The sequence below is a fragment of the Halomicronema hongdechloris C2206 genome (assembly GCF_002075285.3).
Lineage (GTDB): Bacteria > Cyanobacteriota > Cyanobacteriia > Phormidesmidales > Phormidesmidaceae > Halomicronema_B > Halomicronema_B hongdechloris.
Genome location: NZ_CP021983.2, coordinates 4,970,017 through 4,986,288 on the forward strand (window position 1 = coordinate 4,970,017; position 16,272 = coordinate 4,986,288).

At 56.9% G+C, this 16,272-nt stretch carries 20 protein-coding genes; 11 read left to right on the top strand and 9 right to left on the bottom strand.

The genetic code is table 11. The annotated features are described in order from the left end of the window. Window positions 1-63: 63 nt before the first annotated feature. On the top strand, window positions 64-816 hold the full coding sequence (locus XM38_RS22640) for a Uma2 family endonuclease (RefSeq protein WP_088431124.1): 753 nt from the start codon (window positions 64-66) through the stop codon (window positions 814-816). Between the two features lie 152 nt (window positions 817-968). Here the strand turns inward: XM38_RS22640 and XM38_RS22645 are convergent, their stop codons facing one another. Further along, entirely contained in the window at window positions 969-1,634 is a 666-nt protein-coding gene (locus XM38_RS22645; protein WP_088431126.1) for a Uma2 family endonuclease, read from the bottom strand. Between the two features lie 78 nt (window positions 1,635-1,712). Here XM38_RS22645 and XM38_RS22650 point away from each other — a divergent pair, with 78 nt between their 5' ends. The 4 genes from XM38_RS22650 (at window position 1,713) to XM38_RS26220 (ending at window position 3,034) form a co-directional block, all read left to right on the top strand. After that, the gene (locus XM38_RS22650; protein ID WP_080805545.1) at window positions 1,713-1,979 is read left to right on the top strand and encodes a hypothetical protein; all 267 of its coding nucleotides are present in this window, start codon (window positions 1,713-1,715) and stop codon (window positions 1,977-1,979) included. Then, the gene (locus XM38_RS29265; protein ID WP_080805543.1) at window positions 1,969-2,301 is read left to right on the top strand and encodes a type II toxin-antitoxin system PemK/MazF family toxin; all 333 of its coding nucleotides are present in this window, start codon (window positions 1,969-1,971) and stop codon (window positions 2,299-2,301) included. Before XM38_RS22650 ends, XM38_RS29265 begins: the two co-directional genes overlap by 11 nt. A 251-nt stretch (window positions 2,302-2,552) precedes the next feature. Then, window positions 2,553-2,888 carry a hypothetical protein gene (locus XM38_RS22660; RefSeq protein WP_080805541.1) on the top strand — a complete coding sequence of 112 codons (336 nt, stop codon included), beginning with the start codon at window positions 2,553-2,555 and terminating at the stop codon, window positions 2,886-2,888. Further along, the gene (locus XM38_RS26220; protein WP_187329517.1) at window positions 2,888-3,034 is read left to right on the top strand and encodes a hypothetical protein; all 147 of its coding nucleotides are present in this window, start codon (window positions 2,888-2,890) and stop codon (window positions 3,032-3,034) included. Before XM38_RS22660 ends, XM38_RS26220 begins: the two co-directional genes overlap by 1 nt. An 874-nt stretch (window positions 3,035-3,908) precedes the next feature. Here the strand turns inward: XM38_RS26220 and XM38_RS22670 are convergent. After that, window positions 3,909-4,751 (bottom strand): ABC transporter permease, encoded by an 843-nt coding sequence (locus XM38_RS22670; protein ID WP_080805539.1) that lies wholly within the window; start codon window positions 4,749-4,751, stop codon window positions 3,909-3,911. Window positions 4,752-4,957: 206 nt separating this feature from the next. Here XM38_RS22670 and XM38_RS22675 point away from each other — a divergent pair, with 206 nt between their 5' ends. Both XM38_RS22675 and bioF read left to right on the top strand, forming a co-directional pair. Further along, window positions 4,958-5,434 carry a hypothetical protein gene (locus tag XM38_RS22675; RefSeq protein ID WP_080805537.1) on the top strand — a complete coding sequence of 159 codons (477 nt, stop codon included), beginning with the start codon at window positions 4,958-4,960 and terminating at the stop codon, window positions 5,432-5,434. Window positions 5,435-5,471: 37 nt separating this feature from the next. Further along, window positions 5,472-6,665, top strand: coding sequence for an 8-amino-7-oxononanoate synthase (gene bioF / locus XM38_RS22680; RefSeq protein ID WP_088431128.1), 1,194 nt, complete (start codon window positions 5,472-5,474; stop codon window positions 6,663-6,665). Between the two features lie 14 nt (window positions 6,666-6,679). Here the strand turns inward: bioF and XM38_RS22685 are convergent, their stop codons facing one another. The 3 genes from XM38_RS22685 to XM38_RS22695 all read right to left on the bottom strand — a co-directional run bounded on the left by XM38_RS22685 (window position 6,680) and on the right by XM38_RS22695 (window position 8,936). Beyond that, window positions 6,680-6,889, bottom strand: coding sequence for a hypothetical protein (locus tag XM38_RS22685; protein ID WP_080805535.1), 210 nt, complete (start codon window positions 6,887-6,889; stop codon window positions 6,680-6,682). A 119-nt stretch (window positions 6,890-7,008) separates the two neighbouring features. Then, complete coding sequence (locus XM38_RS22690) at window positions 7,009-8,001, bottom strand: glycosyltransferase (protein WP_088431130.1); 993 nt, start codon at window positions 7,999-8,001, stop codon at window positions 7,009-7,011. A gap of 29 nt (window positions 8,002-8,030) precedes the next feature. Then, window positions 8,031-8,936 (bottom strand): LysR family transcriptional regulator, encoded by a 906-nt coding sequence (locus XM38_RS22695; protein WP_080805533.1) that lies wholly within the window; start codon window positions 8,934-8,936, stop codon window positions 8,031-8,033. A 399-nt stretch (window positions 8,937-9,335) separates the two neighbouring features. Between XM38_RS22695 and XM38_RS26225 the strand changes: the two genes are divergently transcribed. Then, window positions 9,336-9,494, top strand: coding sequence for a hypothetical protein (locus XM38_RS26225; RefSeq protein WP_187329518.1), 159 nt, complete (start codon window positions 9,336-9,338; stop codon window positions 9,492-9,494). Between the two features lie 145 nt (window positions 9,495-9,639). Here the strand turns inward: XM38_RS26225 and XM38_RS22700 are convergent, their stop codons facing one another. Beyond that, window positions 9,640-10,299: a cofactor assembly of complex C subunit B gene (locus tag XM38_RS22700; protein WP_080805531.1), complete on the bottom strand. Its 660-nt coding sequence runs from the start codon at window positions 10,297-10,299 to the stop codon at window positions 9,640-9,642. A 317-nt stretch (window positions 10,300-10,616) separates the two neighbouring features. Here XM38_RS22700 and XM38_RS22705 point away from each other — a divergent pair, with 317 nt between their 5' ends. Continuing rightward, entirely contained in the window at window positions 10,617-11,954 is a 1,338-nt protein-coding gene (locus tag XM38_RS22705; protein WP_187329519.1) for a D-alanyl-D-alanine carboxypeptidase, read from the top strand. 37 nt (window positions 11,955-11,991) lie between these two features. Here XM38_RS22705 and XM38_RS22710 read toward each other — a convergent pair whose 3' ends face one another. After that, window positions 11,992-13,155 carry a lipid-A-disaccharide synthase-related protein gene (locus tag XM38_RS22710; RefSeq protein WP_256995719.1) on the bottom strand — a complete coding sequence of 388 codons (1,164 nt, stop codon included), beginning with the start codon at window positions 13,153-13,155 and terminating at the stop codon, window positions 11,992-11,994. Window positions 13,156-13,396: 241 nt separating this feature from the next. On the opposite strand from XM38_RS22710, the gene XM38_RS22715 reads away from it, so the two are divergent. Further along, entirely contained in the window at window positions 13,397-14,629 is a 1,233-nt protein-coding gene (locus tag XM38_RS22715; RefSeq protein WP_080805527.1) for a lipid-A-disaccharide synthase-related protein, read from the top strand. On the opposite strand, the gene rpsU is transcribed toward XM38_RS22715, so the two are convergent. Further along, a complete protein-coding gene (gene rpsU, locus XM38_RS22720; protein WP_088431136.1) occupies window positions 14,626-14,826 on the bottom strand; it encodes a 30S ribosomal protein S21 in 201 nt (66 codons plus the stop codon). The genes XM38_RS22715 and rpsU overlap by 4 nt on opposite strands. A 91-nt stretch (window positions 14,827-14,917) precedes the next feature. Next, entirely contained in the window at window positions 14,918-15,229 is a 312-nt protein-coding gene (locus XM38_RS22725) for an RNA recognition motif domain-containing protein (RefSeq protein WP_080805523.1), read from the bottom strand. A gap of 231 nt (window positions 15,230-15,460) precedes the next feature. Here XM38_RS22725 and fabI point away from each other — a divergent pair, with 231 nt between their 5' ends. Continuing rightward, window positions 15,461-16,237: an enoyl-ACP reductase FabI gene (fabI, locus tag XM38_RS22730; RefSeq protein WP_088431825.1), complete on the top strand. Its 777-nt coding sequence runs from the start codon at window positions 15,461-15,463 to the stop codon at window positions 16,235-16,237. The last annotated feature ends 35 nt before the right edge of the window (window positions 16,238-16,272 follow it).

Below are 16,272 nucleotides of genomic sequence, written 5' to 3' on the forward strand. Positions count from 1 at the left end.
TACTCGGCCTCAACCTAGGTGCCTTTTACAATAGAACTACCCCTGGCTCAAACGGAGTTGTCTATGGTTGACCAGCTTGCCATCAGCGAAGAGGTTGCATTCCCAGACGCCAGCCAACTCGTCACCGAGGATGACACTCCGGTGGATAATTTTGCCTCTGCTAAACAACAACGGCTCTTAGTGAGCTCTCTCTACAGCGCCCTATTAGGACAAGTTTTCCTGGCCGAAGCCAACGTCGGCATCTATCACATCTTTAGCCAACCGCCGATTGTGCCGGATGTCTTCGTCAGCTTCAACGTTCAGGTTCCCCAGGATTGGTGGGAAAAGCAAAACCGCTGTTACCTGGTGTGGAACTTCGGCAAACCTCCGGAGATTGTCATCGAAGTCGTCTCCAACCAAGTCGGCAATGAGCTCACCGATAAGTTCGCCACCTACGAGCACATGCGGGTCAGCTACTACGCAGTTTACGACCCCAGTTTGCAGCTGAGCGAGACTCCCTTGCGCCTGTTTGAACTGCGAGGCATGCACTACACCGAAATGACAGAACCCTGGCTGGAACAGGTCGGCCTGGGTCTGACGACCTGGCAGGGAGACTTTGAAGGCCGACAAGATACCTGGCTGCGCTGGTGTAATGCCGAGGGGGCCATGTTGCTAACGGGGGATGAGCAAGCAGCCCAAGCGCGACAGCAGGCCGAGCAAGAGCGCCAGCGGGCGGAGCAGGAACGGCAACGGGCGGAGCAAGAGCGCCAGCGGGCCGATCGCTTAGCAGACCTTCTCAGAGCCCAGGGCATTGATCCGGATCAGTTGCCGCAATAGTCGATTGAATTTTTTGGATTCTATCAAATCCGCTAAGATGACCAACATTACGATGATTTATAACAACTGCAGTATGTCATTCTGGGTGGGAACCCAGGCGGCTATCGCGGGGCTCTCCCGACCGTCGGTAGGACTGATGACACCCTTGCAACCTACGCCAAAGACTGACTCCAGTGCCGCACGGAGCGCATCACCTGGTTTTCGCTTTGAGATTGGCGCTGCTCTAGAAAGCCATTCAAGTCAGCCGCGGTTACCTGGGGGAAGGCCAAACTCACCGCTGATGCTGCATACCCGGTTGGCGTCAGCTGGTAGATCACCAAGCCCTGCCGCTTGCTGTAGCGCCACACCTCTGGTACTTCCAGCGCTGCGTAGATGTGCAGTCGTTGAGTTGAGGGACTGGTAATACCGACTGCAATCACCAAATCAGGAGGCAGCTTCTCGGGAATCACCGGATCGAGCCCTTCCAGCTGAGGCGCGTGTTGAATATAGAACCCCGTATCGGGCTCTGCTCCCTGCTGTAAATCCGGACGGTTCAGGGTCATTGAGCCCACATTAAGCACCTCTAGCCCCAGAACTTCCGTCAAGGTGGTGACAATCTGTCCTAGCAGGCGATTGATAATTTCATGCAGCTTAGACGGCATCTTCAGAGTCAGAACCCCCTGGTTATAGGCGATGCGAGTCGCTCGATGATCGCCTAGATCTGCCAGCATGGCCCGATAGGTCTGCCAACTGATATTCGACAGCACAACCGTTTGGGTCAACTGTCCGTCAAAATTATCTAGGTCTAGCTCGCTGATCTGGGTAGATATCAACACCACGGCACGAACACCATTGCCAGTGACCTCATTTTATAAGCTGGGACTAGCCGCTGAGATCACTGCAGAGCATATCGAAGCATGGCAGAGACTATCGAGCAGGTAACTATGCAGGCCTATAAAGTAGCAGCGACTGTTTCCGAAAACGGCACCCTAGTGCTTCGAGGACTTCCCTTTCAAGCAGGAAGAGTGGTCGAGGTGATCGTACTGGAACAAATCTCTGTGGCCCCAGCTGAGCACTCTCCTCAAGAGCAGACCTCCTTAGACCATGACTATTTATTGGGTGTGGAAACTCAGATGAGCGAGTGGGCGTCCGCTGAAGATGAGGCTGCCTATCATGACCTATGAGCAGTTTGATGTGATCGTGGTTCCGTTTCCCTTCACTGATACTGATACCGCAAAGCGCAGGCCTGCGCTTGTTTTATCTAATGCCCAGAGGTTCAATGTAGTTGTAGGCCATAGTGTTATGGCGATGATTACGACTGCTTCCCATTCATCCTGGGCCCTAGATGTTCCTTTGAATGACCTAGAGCCTGCTGGACTAGCTGTACCGTCTATTGTGCGAATGAAATTATTTACGCTTGACCATACCCTAGTCCTGAAGCGCATTGGATATTTGAGTGCACCTGATCAATCTGCGGTGAGTGACTCTCTTGCTAGCTTGTTCTGAGTTCTAGCGGATGCAATAGGCTTCCCCGACGAGCTGAGACGGATGAAGACTTTGAGCATGATTAGCCGGCTTGAAATGCCCTGAGTAATGCAGGCTATTGCGCGACAGGCCGCTGAAAATGCCCGGCAGCTGCAGAGAGAAGCTGACGCCTAGGCAGACCAAGCTCGTCTGGAACAATCCATTGCCCGCCAGGGGGGGGCAATGCCCTGATACGTTTACAGCCTGCTAGGTTTGAAGAAATTGTCGCTCTGATGAAAGCCATTGAGATCGGGGAAGACCTGAAAGCCCTATTGACCCAGGCCGATTTGCCCAGCTCTAACTCAACCCTGACTCAATATCCCGCTATCAGTCCACTGCTAGCTCTACGCGTGGCTGTGAATGTAGTGTCGCAGCGTACCGCCATGGCTGGCGAGTTTCTAGGCTTCAGTGAGGATGGCCAACGGTTACTCATACATCCTTTGATGAGGATATCAGCCGTATCTATAGCCTTGATGGGGCGTTACTGGCTGAATATCCGGGCAGCACCTTTAGCGACAAACGGCTTTTCTCAGGCTCTCTCGGGTTCAGCCCCGATGGCGAGCATCTGATGACTCTTTCCAGCGATGGCTATGTCAGGTTGTTTCGCCTGGATAATGGCTTGGATGATCTGCTGGCCCGGGGCTGTGCCTGGTTGCAGGATTATTTCAATGCTAATCCTGAGAAACAGGCAGAAGCCGGTATTTGTCTGGAGTAGCTATCACTGGGGCAGTTCCAGCAAAAGGGGCTCGGGAGCAGCAAAAAGGTCTCGGGAGCAGCACTAGGGTGGTCGGGTGCACTACCAAGGTGAGTGAGCGCACCACAAGGGTGGGCTAACGGGCTGCGGTTGTTCTGGGTAGGGGCAGCACTGCTTGGAAGTTAGGCGGAGTCTTGTGAGCTGATGCCGAGGTTGGTTCTCTGGATTCCCGCCGCCGCGGGAATGACGGTAATGGGGTCTTCTTAGACAGCAAACTAACCGCGAAAGCAAGTCCCGTCATTCCGGGCAAGCGCAGCGCGCGCGACCCGGAATCCAGGCAGGGGTCTATGGGGGTGGCAGATAGTCTGTGGGCGGGGAGACGCCGCCTGGGATGGGCTTGTCGATCAGTCCCGAGACCTCGGTAAGGCCGCACTTAATGGCATAGCTCGGGGTGCTCACCCGAGGGGATTTCGTTCCCCTCGGACTCCCACGACCAGGGCAAACCGCTTGTAGTGAGCGGAGTCGAACTGCTTGTAGTGAGCGGAGTCGAACTGCTTGTAGTGAGCGAAGTCGAACTGCTTGTAGTGAGCGGAGTCGAACTACTGCCCTGGCCCTACGGACGGGCTGATCTGTGATGTGGTCTAGATCGCGTCGCATCGGTGCAGTAGCGAGGGCTTTTCTGCATTGGGCGCGGCAACCACGCCCCTAGCCTATTCCCTTTTCCGTTCTCCGCTCTCCCTTCGACTACGCTCAGGGCAAGCCGTTCTCCGTTTTCCTTTCCCCATCTACCCTTCACCCTTCACTCTTCACTCTCCACTCTTCACTCTTCACTTTCCCTTCCTCCCCATCACCCCTGCCCCTCGGGGTCGATAAGCATAGCTCAATGCCTAAGCTATCAATCCTGCTGGTGAGAGAACTGATAGGCTCCTACTGCGGCGAGTGCGATCGCAACCGCTAGGAGCACTGGAAAGCTATACCAGGGAAACTCCGCCAGGGGCCGATAGGCGGCTGCCCGTAGGCCGATGGTGGTGTAAGTCAGCGGCAGCACATAGACGATGCCCTTCAGCACCATGGGTAAGCTGGCCGGGTCAAAGAAGGTGCCCCCCAGAAATGACATGGGCACGATCAAGAAATTATTGAACAGGCCTACACTCTCCAAGGACTTGACATTCAGCCCCACGATCACGCCCAGTCCGGCAAACACGGCACAGTTGAGCACCAGCAGCAGCAAAAACAGAGGGTGCAAGAAGCTGCCCGGCTGCCCGGTAAACACCACCGCCACCAGAATCACCGACCCCGCCGTTAGCATGCCCCGCACCACACCTGCCATCATCTTGCCCAGATACAAGGCCAGGGGATGGACGGGGTACAGCAGCATCTCCTCGAAGGTCTTGGTGAATAGGCGGTCGCCACAGATGGAGAAGGTGGTGCCGCCAAAGCTAATCACCATGGAGGACAATGCCACCATGCCGGGCAGGATGAACTCCAGATAGCTATCACCGGCACTGGGGGTGCTCACCCGGTCGATGGCATTGCCCAGGCCCAGACCAAAGGCCAGGATGTAAATCAAGGGCGACACCAACCCAGAAGCCGCCACTTGGGGAATCCGCACCCGCAGCTCTAGCCAGTCTCCCCAAAACACCGTGAGGCTGTCGCGCCAGAGGGTCTGTAGAGGAGTCCTAATGGTCCGGCGATGGCGGCCAGGGCGGACCAGGCGGTGTTCGGCATCCACGGTCATAATTTGTAATCTTTGTTCATCTTTAAATGTACTGTAACTGTACAGTAATCACGGCAGGGGTGAGTAGTGTAGCTGGGCGGTAGATGTGAGCTGGGGGCATGCCCTAACCTCGGCGGGGGATGGGTAGAGGCATAGGCCGGTGTGGAGCCGGTGGCTGAGAGCTGCCATACTAAGGATAATCACGATCGATATAAAGGGGGCTGGGCATGAAAACCGGATCGCGCCCTACTAACAATTGGCGTCGACTGCTGATGGCGAGTATGCCGCTCATCGCGGGCGTGCTAAGTGGGGCCACCCTGCCCCCATCAGCTGCTGAGCCGGTGCAGCCCCAGTTGCGGGCGGATATTATTATCAATGCGCCGATTATTGTCCATCCCAGAGACCGGCTACCGCAGCAGCGGGTGCGGGTCCAATTCGTCGCCCTAGGCGATGATTGGGGGGCTGTCTATTTAGATAATCGGTTACTCTATCGACCGGGTAATTTCGATCGACGGCAAGAATTTTGGTTAGAGCCCGGCAGCTATCGCCTAGAGATCACCGGGATCACTCGCTTCGAAGTCTGGGATTCGGGCTACCTCGATGTGGGCCGCGATGATGCCCACGTGCTGGTGGTGACGTTTTCGAAGCAAGCCGGGGTGGTGCGAGTGGCCGGGGATGCGGCGGCGTGGATCCCGGATCAATAGCCCGGCTCAATAGTAGACCATACTGACTGACTATCGTATGGGGACTCCTTACGCCTGGCTGGAGAAGGCGCTGGCAACCATCCATCGGGCTGACTGGTATCGCTCGCTGCGTCCTATCGAGGGTAAACCCGGCCCCGTGGTCCAGCGCGATGGGCGGGCGGTGATTAATTTCGCCAGCAATGATTACTTGGGGTTGGCGGCAGATCCGCGCCTGGCGGCAGCGGCGATCGCCGCCATTCATGACTATGGTACCGGCAGCACTGGCTCTCGGTTGCTCAGTGGCCATCGCCCGTTGCATCGGCAGCTGGAAGCTGCGATCGCAACCTTAAAACAGACAGACGATGCCCTGGTGTTCAGCTCTGGCTATTTGGCCAACCTAGGCACCATCACCGCCTTGGTGGGCCAGCGGGATCTGATCATGGCCGACCAATATAATCACTCCAGCCTGAAACAAGGAGCCCGCCTCAGTGGTGCCACCGTCATCGACTATGGCCACAACGACACAGCCGCCCTACAGCATCACCTCAACCACCATCGGCAGCACCATCGGCGCTGCCTCATTCTCACCGACAGCGTGTTCAGCATGGATGGAGACATTTGTCCCCTGCCAGCCCTGCTCGACCTGGCGGCAACCTATGACAGCATGGTGATGATAGATGAGGCCCACGGTACTGGAGTGCTCGGTCCCAGGGGGGCTGGCGTCGTGGATCATTTTGGCTGTACCGGGGCGCCCCTAATTCAGATGGGCACCTTGAGCAAGGCCCTGGGTAGCCTGGGGGGCTATGTGGCCGGCTCGGCTTCCCTAATAGACTTTCTCCGCAATCGAGCCGCTAGTTGGATTTACACCACCGGCCTCACCCCAGCCGATACGGCGGCAGCCCTAGCCGCCCTCGATATCGTGGCGGCAGAACCAGAGCGGCGGCAGCAACTCTGGCGGAATGTTGACTATCTAAAGCAACGTCTGGGGCAACAGGTGGTCGATGGGCCAGAGGCTGGGGTGGGCATGCAACTGCTGCCGTCGGACTCACCGATTCTTTGCCTAACTGTACCCGATGCTGCTACGGCAGTTGCTCTGGCTGCAGAGTTGCAAACCCATGGCTGCTATGTCTCAGCGGTGCGTCCTCCCACCGCCCCAACCAGTCGGTTGCGACTGACGGTCATGGCCAGCCACGCGTTGCCTCAACTGGAGCACCTGGTTCAGGCCTTGAGTCACTGCTGGTTACAGCACTGATGACATCGCCAGGGTTAGTAATCCTCTGGCAAGACCCATTTGGGTGGCGTCGTGGCCCGCTCCATCATCTTCTTGCGCACGGCTTCGTCAGCCATGGCCAGCATGTCTTCTAGGGGAGTATCATCGATAAACTTAGTGGCTTGCTCGGTGTACTTCAGGTTGGGGCACTTATCCCCTAGCACACAGCCATTCACACAGGCTTCGGCGCAGTTGATCGACTCCATGGTGTTCTCTCCCTACTGCATCGACAGGGTAGACTCGAACCCAGTGTGTGGAATTGCCTGTCGAGCCTGTCCCTCTGGGATTGTAACAAGTGGGGCTGCCTCGCAGCTGCAGCTGGGGCTCATAGACCCTGCAGCCGCTGTTGCAGCTTGGCCAGGGTACGCTGCCACCGTAATCGCAGGAGACGTCTGGCCGTGAGGGGAGCAATGGTGAGGGAGTAATGGCCGTCGAAAAAGTGGTTGATGTCTTGGAGAATCACCTCTAACCGGTGTACTAGCGCCTGGAAGCGGTAGGGGGCTAGGTCTGTTTCGGTTAATCCCAACCGGGTGGGGCTGGTTAGGGCCTGCCGGATGCGGGCCACATCGTAGTCGACGGAGCAGCCAGCGATTTTGTAGCTATTGAAGCCAGGATCGAGATAGTCGGCCAGGGAGCTATTCACGCTAGAAAAGACCTGACAGCCGCAGGCCATGGCTTCTAGGGGAGGCAGGCCGAAGCCTTCAGTCAATCGAGCCTGGGCCCAGTACTCGGCGGAGTCATACAGGTACAGGTGACTGCGGTTGAAGAGGTCGGCTAGATCGGCCACATAGCCATCCAGCAGCACCAGGTTGCACTGATCCTGTAGGGCCGGTACCAACTGCTTCAGCAGGTATTCTGAGGACTTACGGACCTGCACCAGCACATCAATGTCACGCGGTTGGTGGCGATTCTGGAACTCATGGGAAATTAGGTTGGGCAGGTAATATAGCAGTGCCTGGGGAGACTGCTGTCCCCAATAGCCCAGGGTGTTGCGACTGACGGTGATGATGGGTACAGTGGCCGGCAGTCGAAAGCCGTAGCCCGTACTGTGGGCATGGTAGATGGTGTGATGCGATCGCAACTGTCGGGCCAATTTAGGCACGTCAAAGCCCCAGCTGAGCACAAAAATCACGTCTTCCAGCTCAGATCTAGCCAGCACATCCTCTAAAAAGAGCGTATCCTTCTCCCGTTGGCGATAGGTAACCACCGCTGCCGTGCAAATCTGCTGGGCCAGGTTCAACGTCTTGAGTTCGGCCCAGAGTCCACCACAGGCGAAGCGACCGTAGGTACCAGGCAACAGAAAATACAGGGTTCTCATAGAGCCATGCCAGTCTGACTGTAAGCATCTTAGACGGCTTGTTGTTGATTCAAATCATTCGTCTCCTTGAGGGCATCTAAAAAGGCATAAACAGCCGGCGTGTGCAGGGCATCTCGCAGCAGCGAGGCCCCAATGGGTCGATAGACCGGCAACGGCAAGCGACAGACTTGCACGCCCTCTGGCACCGGTTCAGCCGCTAGCCGCGGCAGGATCGCAATGCCCAATCCCTGTTTCACCATGCTGGTCATGGTAGAGTCTTGACGAATGCGATAGCACACCTTCAGAGTATTCTCCATCTTCTGCAACTGTTCTTGGATGCGGGAATAGCAACTGTTGTGGGTAGAGGCAATCAAGGGAAGTCCCCTCAGGGTTTCCAGGGTGAGTTGGGCATCCCGCAGGCCCGAGTCAGGCGGTAACAGGGCCACATATTCGTCCTCGAGAATATGAACCGTCTCAAACTCGTCACCGCAGAGCATCTCTGCCACACAGATGTCGACATGCCCTTGCTGTAAGTGTCGTCGCAGTTGGTAAAGCTCGTCTAGTTCCGTAATCGTGACCGTGATATTCGGGTAGCGACTGTGGAGACGGGCGATGGCCACGGGCAATAGATGGGTGGCAACGCTGCGAAAGGCGGCGATACGAACAGTGCCCCCTTGCAGACCCTTAGAGTGGTCGGCTTCACTGACAATGCTGTCGAGTAACTTCAGCACCTGTTGGGCATGGGCAGTAATATTAGCCCCCACTGGCGTCAGCTGAGCCCCATGGCGGCCTCGCTGCAGCAACACCACCCCTAACTCGTCTTCCAGGGTCGAGATGGCGTGGCTCACCGTCGACTGTGTTATCTCTAACCGTAGGGCAGCCTCGCTGAAATTTCCTGCCTCGGCGACGGCAACTAACGCTCGTAACTGAGACAGCTTGAGCTTAGTAGGCAGCATAGATAGTCCCCAAATAATGACAGCGGCAAAGACCTTGACTGACCTATGAAGGGCATCGATGCTCCAGCCATCTCAGCTGTTGTGCTGTGGTCCTTTACCGCAGTGAACTGTGATCCGGAGATACCCTATCAATTCACCTTTGTAAACGCCTTCAGACTATCGTATCGGTTAGCGCAGAATACATCGATTTCTTGCATAGTTGCCATGCACGCCATGCGTAGGCACCGGCGTCACGTCTAGCTAGATTGAATCTAGAACACCACCAGCTGTTTCTCTGCGTCTGATTTCTCTGAGATCTATGGAAAGCAGCTGCCCGAGTGTCTCCTCTAGAGTCACTTTAGAGGGGTTGTGTGGTTCCCCGTGATTTACCGAAGACACACCACTGTAGGAGAGTGCATCATGAATAGACTACTGGATGCTAACGAGCTGCGCATTTGGAGCCGTCAACACGCTGGGTTACAAGTCTGGCATGCTTACGACCCTGTCACCGGTAAGCATCGCCGCTTCGCCTCCGAAGCAGACCTGAGAGACTGGATCGACCGCCGCTACTACGAGTAAGCTCAGGAACTCATCCGACAGGAGAGAACTCCCTAGGCACCTGATATCCTTTCCCTGACTCAGGACAACTGGAGGCCCCATCAGTGAACCCACTGACTATCTGAAGGAGACGCATGATGCGTCTCCTTCACTGTTTAGTGCTGCTTTAGTGCTGTTTGGGATGTGGCCAGGGGGTATCTAGGGTATTGCCCACCTTGTCGGCTAAGCCCTCAATCCAGCGTTCATCCTGTTTGGTATAGCTGCGGGGAGCATTGGCAGCCAAAATCATCACGCCTCGTCCCATGGGTTGACAGATGACGCCTTGGCTATTGGGTGGTAGGTAATCAAACTCCACCCGGCCCGGATATAGAGCCAGATTCACTAGATAAACGGCCTTGCCCGTCTGCAGTACCCGCTGCACGATAGAGCCTGGGGATACCTCCGCTTTGGGGCCTAAAATTCCTCGCCGCATCAGTACTTGGCCCTCGTAGTAGATCACCACTGACCGGGTCACCGTGTTGGTTAGGAGTAGGTGAGAGGCCCAAGCTAACTCGGTCTTGATGGCATCAGGTAGCTCCTGCCTCAACTCGAAGCCCTCCTCTCCCTGTAGTACAACCCTGTCTGGTGGCACCGGTTGCACCCGTTGCCAGAGTAATCCAGTCAAGATCAAGACGGCGCTAAGAATGATCCCGACGACGTCAGAGCGGGCTTGCGACGCCGTTAGTGTTGGCGTAGATAGACGATTCAAGAGCAGTAATGAACTGCCCAAAATTCCCACGCCGAAAGGCAGATACCGGAGAACACGATTGGGATCAGGAGAGGCCATGACCGGTCTGGCAATGTCGTTTGCAAGGTTGCTATAGTCAAGGCGCGCGCTTGCCCTGGGATAGGGATAGGGCCTTCCCAGACAATGGTCTGATGAATGACTACCGACTGACGCATTGAGTCATTGGTATCAGCGTCAGGTCAAGGGGGGACCAACTTACTAGTAAGCGGCACGCCGTTTCATCTAGTCTATCGTTGTCCAATGCTGCTATCCGTCCGGAAGGCTGAGCCTCCATGGTCTTAGGCAGGCGTATCCTCTGCATCCCAGGTTTCTGCTGGAACCGCTGTCTTCATAGTCTGCATTCGGTTGAGTCGCCCATGGTATCGCGTCGTGTTTGGGACAACCCCGTCTTCAACGTAGGACTAGTGTCATTACTGTTTGGCAATGTCTCTGCCCAGCCGTTGCGGCCTACTCGGCTGACCAGCGTTGAGCTAGTGCCACCCTGGCAGCAGTCTGCTTGGGTTGCCCGGTTAACGGCACCGGATCCGGCTGTGGAAGCTCTGGTGCAGTCCCATGTGGACCAATGGATAGCCCAGGGGTTGTCGGCGTCAGCCCAGGGCATTTGGATTCAAACCGGTGATACGGTGATTGCCCAGCATCAGGGGCATGTTCCCCTGGCGGCGGCGTCCCTGACCAAGTTGGCAACGACCCTAGCGGCCCTAACGACCTGGGACCCCACTCATGGCTTTACAACCCGCATCGGCTGGACGGGGCCGGTGGAAAATGGGGTGTTACGAGGAGATTTAATCATTCAGGCCGGGGGAGATCCCCTGTTTGTCTGGGAAGAGGCCTTTGCCCTGGGCAACACCATGGCTGAGATGGGGATTCGACGGATTGCTGGTGACCTGCGGATTCAAGGAAATTTTTCCATGAATTTTACGGCCGATGCCAGTCGGTCGGGACAATTGCTGCGGCAGGCCTGGATGCCATCCCAGTGGCCAGCGGAGGCTCGCCAGCAGTTTGCCACCTTGCCAGCTGGGACCGCCAAGCCTGCCATTCCCATCCAGGGTGATGTCCGAGTCGAGTCCATGGGCCAGGGTGATGCTGCTGACCTCTGGAGACTCTCCCATCGCTCGCTCCCCCTGGTGGCTCTGTTGAAGGCCATGAATATCTACAGCAATAATGTCATGGCTGACCAGATGGCGACAGCGGTTGGTGGGCCCCAGGCGCTGCAGCAAGCAGTGGTGGCCCACGCCGGGGTTCCAGCGGCGGAGGTGCGCTTGGTCAATGGCTCTGGCTTGGGGGAGGCTAATCAGCTGTCGGCCCGAGCTGTGGTGGCAATTTTGCAGGCGATTCAGGACCAGCTCCAGGCCGATGGCTTTGCCCTGCCAGATGTGTTGCCGATGGCAGGGCAAGATCAGGGTACGTTGTCCGGGCGGCAATTGCCCGGGGATGCTGCTGTGAAAACGGGGAGTTTGGCTCAGGTGAGTTCCCTGGCTGGGATATTTTCCAGTCAGCGGCGCGGGTGGGTATGGTTTGCCATTCTCAATCGAGGTAGTGATTTGGAAACCCTGCGGCAGCAACAGGATCAGCTGGTGTTGGATGTGCAGGCCCAGTGGGGGCAAGTTCCAGCAGGCGTTGCTGGCCAAGAGCGGGTGAGATTAAATCAAGATCCCTATAGACTGGGAGACCCCCGGCGGATTCAGCCGCTGTGATGGCTGGAGACTGAGTTTAATGAGGGCTAGGGCTGGATTAAGTGCTGGTGCAGGAGAGTGTGGCAATGTGCTGGGCAGCACCGGCGGTGCCCATGCGACGTAGACCATTGGCGCGAATGTCCTGCAGACGCTCTGGGTGCTGGAGCAGGGTTGCCAAGGCGGGGGCCACAGCGTCAGGATGCTCGACATATAGGATGGATGGCCCCAAGAGGCGAGCTTGGGTATCGGCGAAGCTGCGGGTAAATTGGGGGCCGTTACCGGGGAAGGTGATGACTGGTTTGCCTAGACCGGCACATTGTTCGGTGGCGGTACCAGCCATGGCTATGCCGACGTCGGCTAGATGTAGGCAGGCGGCGTAGGCATCTTGGCTCAGGCGCAGCCAACCCTGGCCCTGGGTATAGGTGGGATAGGGTTGGTCAGTGACAGGGCTCCAGTGGGCGGCGGTGAGGGCCTGTTGTAGCGGCTCTAGGGGTAAATCAGGTGCGATCGCACCTAGAAACCGCAGCGACCGTCCTGGAAAGTGCTGCAAAATCACGGCCACGGCCCGGACCATCTGGCGCCAATTTTCCATGGCCTCTGGTGCTCGAGATCCCGGCAAGAGAACCAGGGTGAGGGCATCGGGATGGTCAGGCCAGTGAGTGGTCAGGCGGGTGAGGGTGGCGGCATGGGGGTGCAGATTATCCATCATGGGGTTGCCGGCATACACCGCCGGGATGGCCCAGCGCCGCAACCATTGGGCCGTGAGCTGATCGCGAACACAGGCAATGCGGCAACGAGTATGCCCCATTAACCACCGCTCCCAAGGTAGATAGACCGATCCAGACCAGCCTTCAAACCAGGGGCGCTGGGGCAAGGGACCCCGCTCATCCCGGAGGAAATACTCCGACTTCGCCGTCCCCACGAAGCCGTAGGAGAGGCCACTGCCCCAGGCGGCGGCTAGGGGGACCACATCGCCAATGGCCAGGACATAATCTCCGTGGGACCGCCACTGCCACAGCGCCTGGAGCTGTCGCCACGCTAACGACGCTAGCCCGCCTCGCAGATCACGGGCCAGTTGGCGCCCATCCATATAGATGAACCCCCCCGAGGGTAAGGATTGGGTTGGCCCCAGGATCGGGGATCTGAGCCTGGCCATAGGCCTTGCCCTCTCCCACCAGTGGCAACGCCCATACCTGTAGGGAACGAGACCCTTGGCGCGCAATGCCTTGATGATGCTGGCGGCGATGCCATCTTCGCCATGGCCATTGCTAATACACAGGAGCTTCAGGGGCCGGTTGGCCTCATCGCAGCAAAGGATATGTCACTCTAAGAGGGTACTGGAAAAGGACTCAGACTCTCATGTGGCAGGGTCCGATACCTGTTACGTTAGCTTTCATGACTGGCTGACTTGGCGGTGGTCTACGCTAAAGGTCGGCCAGTCGCTGCCCGTTTCTGGTTGCTCTATGCCTAAACGTCTGCTGTTCCTAAGTAACGGCCATGGAGAGGATCTCAATGCCAGTTTAGTCCTCGCGGCACTGCGGCAGCTGGCTCCAGAGGTCGATGTGGCGGCATTACCCATTGTGGGTGAGGGGCAAGCGTATCAACAGCTAGGGGTTCCCATCATTGGACCGACCCAGCAGTTGCCCTCCGGGGGCTTTCTGTACATCAATGTGTTGCGCCTGCTCAATCCCTGCAACTGGCAGCGGGATCTCAACCCCATCAATCTGGTGCGAGATCTCTTCTCGGGGCTGATTAGCCTCACCTGGGGACAGTTGCAGGCTGTCCGTCGGTATGGCCGCCATTGTGACTTGGTGTTGGCCACCGGAGACGTGGTCCCCATCCTGTTTGCCTATCTCACCGGGCGACCTTTTGTGGCGTTTCTGGTATCGATGTCTAGCTATTACGAAGGGCGGTTGAAATTACCCTGGCTGGCCCAGGCTTGCTTGCGATCGCATCGGTGTCGCCTGATTCTAACCCGCGATGCCTTCACCGCCAAAGACTTACAGCGACGGGGAATGGGCAAAGCTCGTTTCGCCGGCTATCCGATCATGGATGTATTACAGCCGACGGGACGTTCCCTAAAGCGACAGCCCGGCATGGCCACCATAGCCCTATTACCAGGCAGCCGTTTGCCCGAAGCCCATCACAACTTTGCCCTGCAGCTAAAGCTGTGTGACGCCATCGTCACCCAGTACGGCACCGTCCAATTTGAAGCGGCGCTAGTTCCCGCCTTCCGAGACGAACACCTCCAGACCCTGGCCCAAACCCAAGGATGGACCCTCGACAGCGCAGGCCACTTGCATAGGGCAAATGGCCTGCGAGTGATGTGTTACCGAGATGCCTTTGCCGATATTCTGCACCACTGCGACCTGGTGATCGGCATGGCCGGTACCGCCGTCGAACAAGCCGTAGGGCTAGGTAAACCGGTCATCCAAATCATTGGCCCCGGGCCTCAGTTCACTTACCCCTTCGCCGAAGCCCAAATGCGGTTGCTGGGGCCTTCCGTGATCACCGTTGGCCGTCGCATGGCCACCCCACCATTACTACTACAGGCGGCAACCAAGGCAGTAGCCATCCTCAACGACGTGACCTATCGACAGCGCTGTCAGGATAATGGCAAAGAACGAGTGGGGCCGCCGGGGGGCTCTCGTCATATCGCCCAACAACTCTTGAGCCAACTTAGCTATCCCAGCTAATCACTGCGCCTCATGTTGCGCAAACGCCGACGTTGCCGATGCTTGGCAATTTCCTTTCGCTTGCGCTTCTCGCCAGGCGTCTCAAAATGGCGGTTCTTCTTCATGTCGGCAAAGATACCAGCCTTAGAAACTTTGCGTTTAAAGCGGCGCAGGACAGATTCCAGTTGTTCATTTTCCCCAACGACCACTTGGGCCATTCAGCGTCCTCCTCGTCTAACTAAACGTTACAAACTGACCATGCGGTTGTCCTACCTTCCCTGGGCTGATGACCTCCAGTGTCCCTTAGGGTTAATACCGAGGGGAGGCATCACGGCTATCTTTGTCTCGCCAGCCCCTATTGCCAGACGGCTTGCGTTCAGTCCGGGGGCGGGCCTTATTGACCTTTAGAGTCCGGCCCATCCATTCGGAGCCGTCGAGATCATTAATCGCCGCAGTTTCATCGGCTTCCTGCTCCATTTCAACGAAAGCAAATCCGCGCATCCGGCCAGTCTCGCGGTCAACCGGCATCTGCACGCGTTTGACGGAGCCATATTCGGCAAAGACGCCGCTCAAATCGGCCTCTGTCGCATCATAGGACAGATTGCCCACATAAACAGTCATGACTTACCTCTCAAGTCAAATAGCACCTAGAGATTGAATGTCGGAGGTAAGCCAGCTCACTAAGGCTAACTAACAGGAGACCCCTGTCGTCGCTAGTGGACACTCAGCCACCGATGTCTACTCTAGACTCCATAATAACGTTCCTCTCAGGCAAGGGTGCATTCTATTTTCCCCCTACCCAGGCTGGCCAATTTCCCGTATGCTCCTAGTTGCGTTGAGACACGGATGGCCATGCTAGATCTGACTGGAAAAAATGCCCTGGTGACTGGGATTGCCAATAATCGCTCCATTGCTTGGGGGATTGCCCAACAGCTGCATCAGGCCGGGGCCAATCTAGGCGTTACCTACTTGCCGGATGACAAAGGCAAGATGCAAAAGAAGGTCGGAGATTTGGTGGCGCCATTGCAGCCTTCTCTATTCCTGCCCTGCAATGTGCAAGACGAGTCGCAAGTGGAGGCCGTGTTTAACTCTGTCCAGGAGGCTTGGGGACGTCTCGATATTTTAGTACACTGCCTGGCCTTTGCTAATCGGGATGACTTGACCGGAGACTTTAGCAATACCTCCCGGGCTGGGTTTCAAACGGCGTTAGATATCAGTGCCTATTCTTTGATTGCCCTGGCTCGGGGCGCTAAACCCCTAATGACTGAGGGGGGCAGCATGGTCACCCTAACCTACCTAGGAGGCGTGAAGGTGGTGCCCAATTACAATGTCATGGGCATTGCCAAGGCGGCCTTAGACATGAATGTCAAATACTTGGCGTCTGAACTAGGTCCCCAGGGAGTTCGTGTCAATGGGATTTCCGCTGGCCCCATTCGCACCCTGGCCTCATCGGCAGTGGGAGGCATCTTAGAGATGATTCACCATGTGGAGCAAACCGCCCCGCTGCGGCGTACTGTGACCCAGCAGGAAGTGGGCAATGCCGCCGCATTTCTCTGTAGCGACCTAGCCACTGGTGTGACAGGCCAGATTCTCTACGTGGATGCGGGCTACGAGATTATGGGGATGTAGAGCCCGGGAGCGGTGGAGTAGGGGTGTCTGCCGTA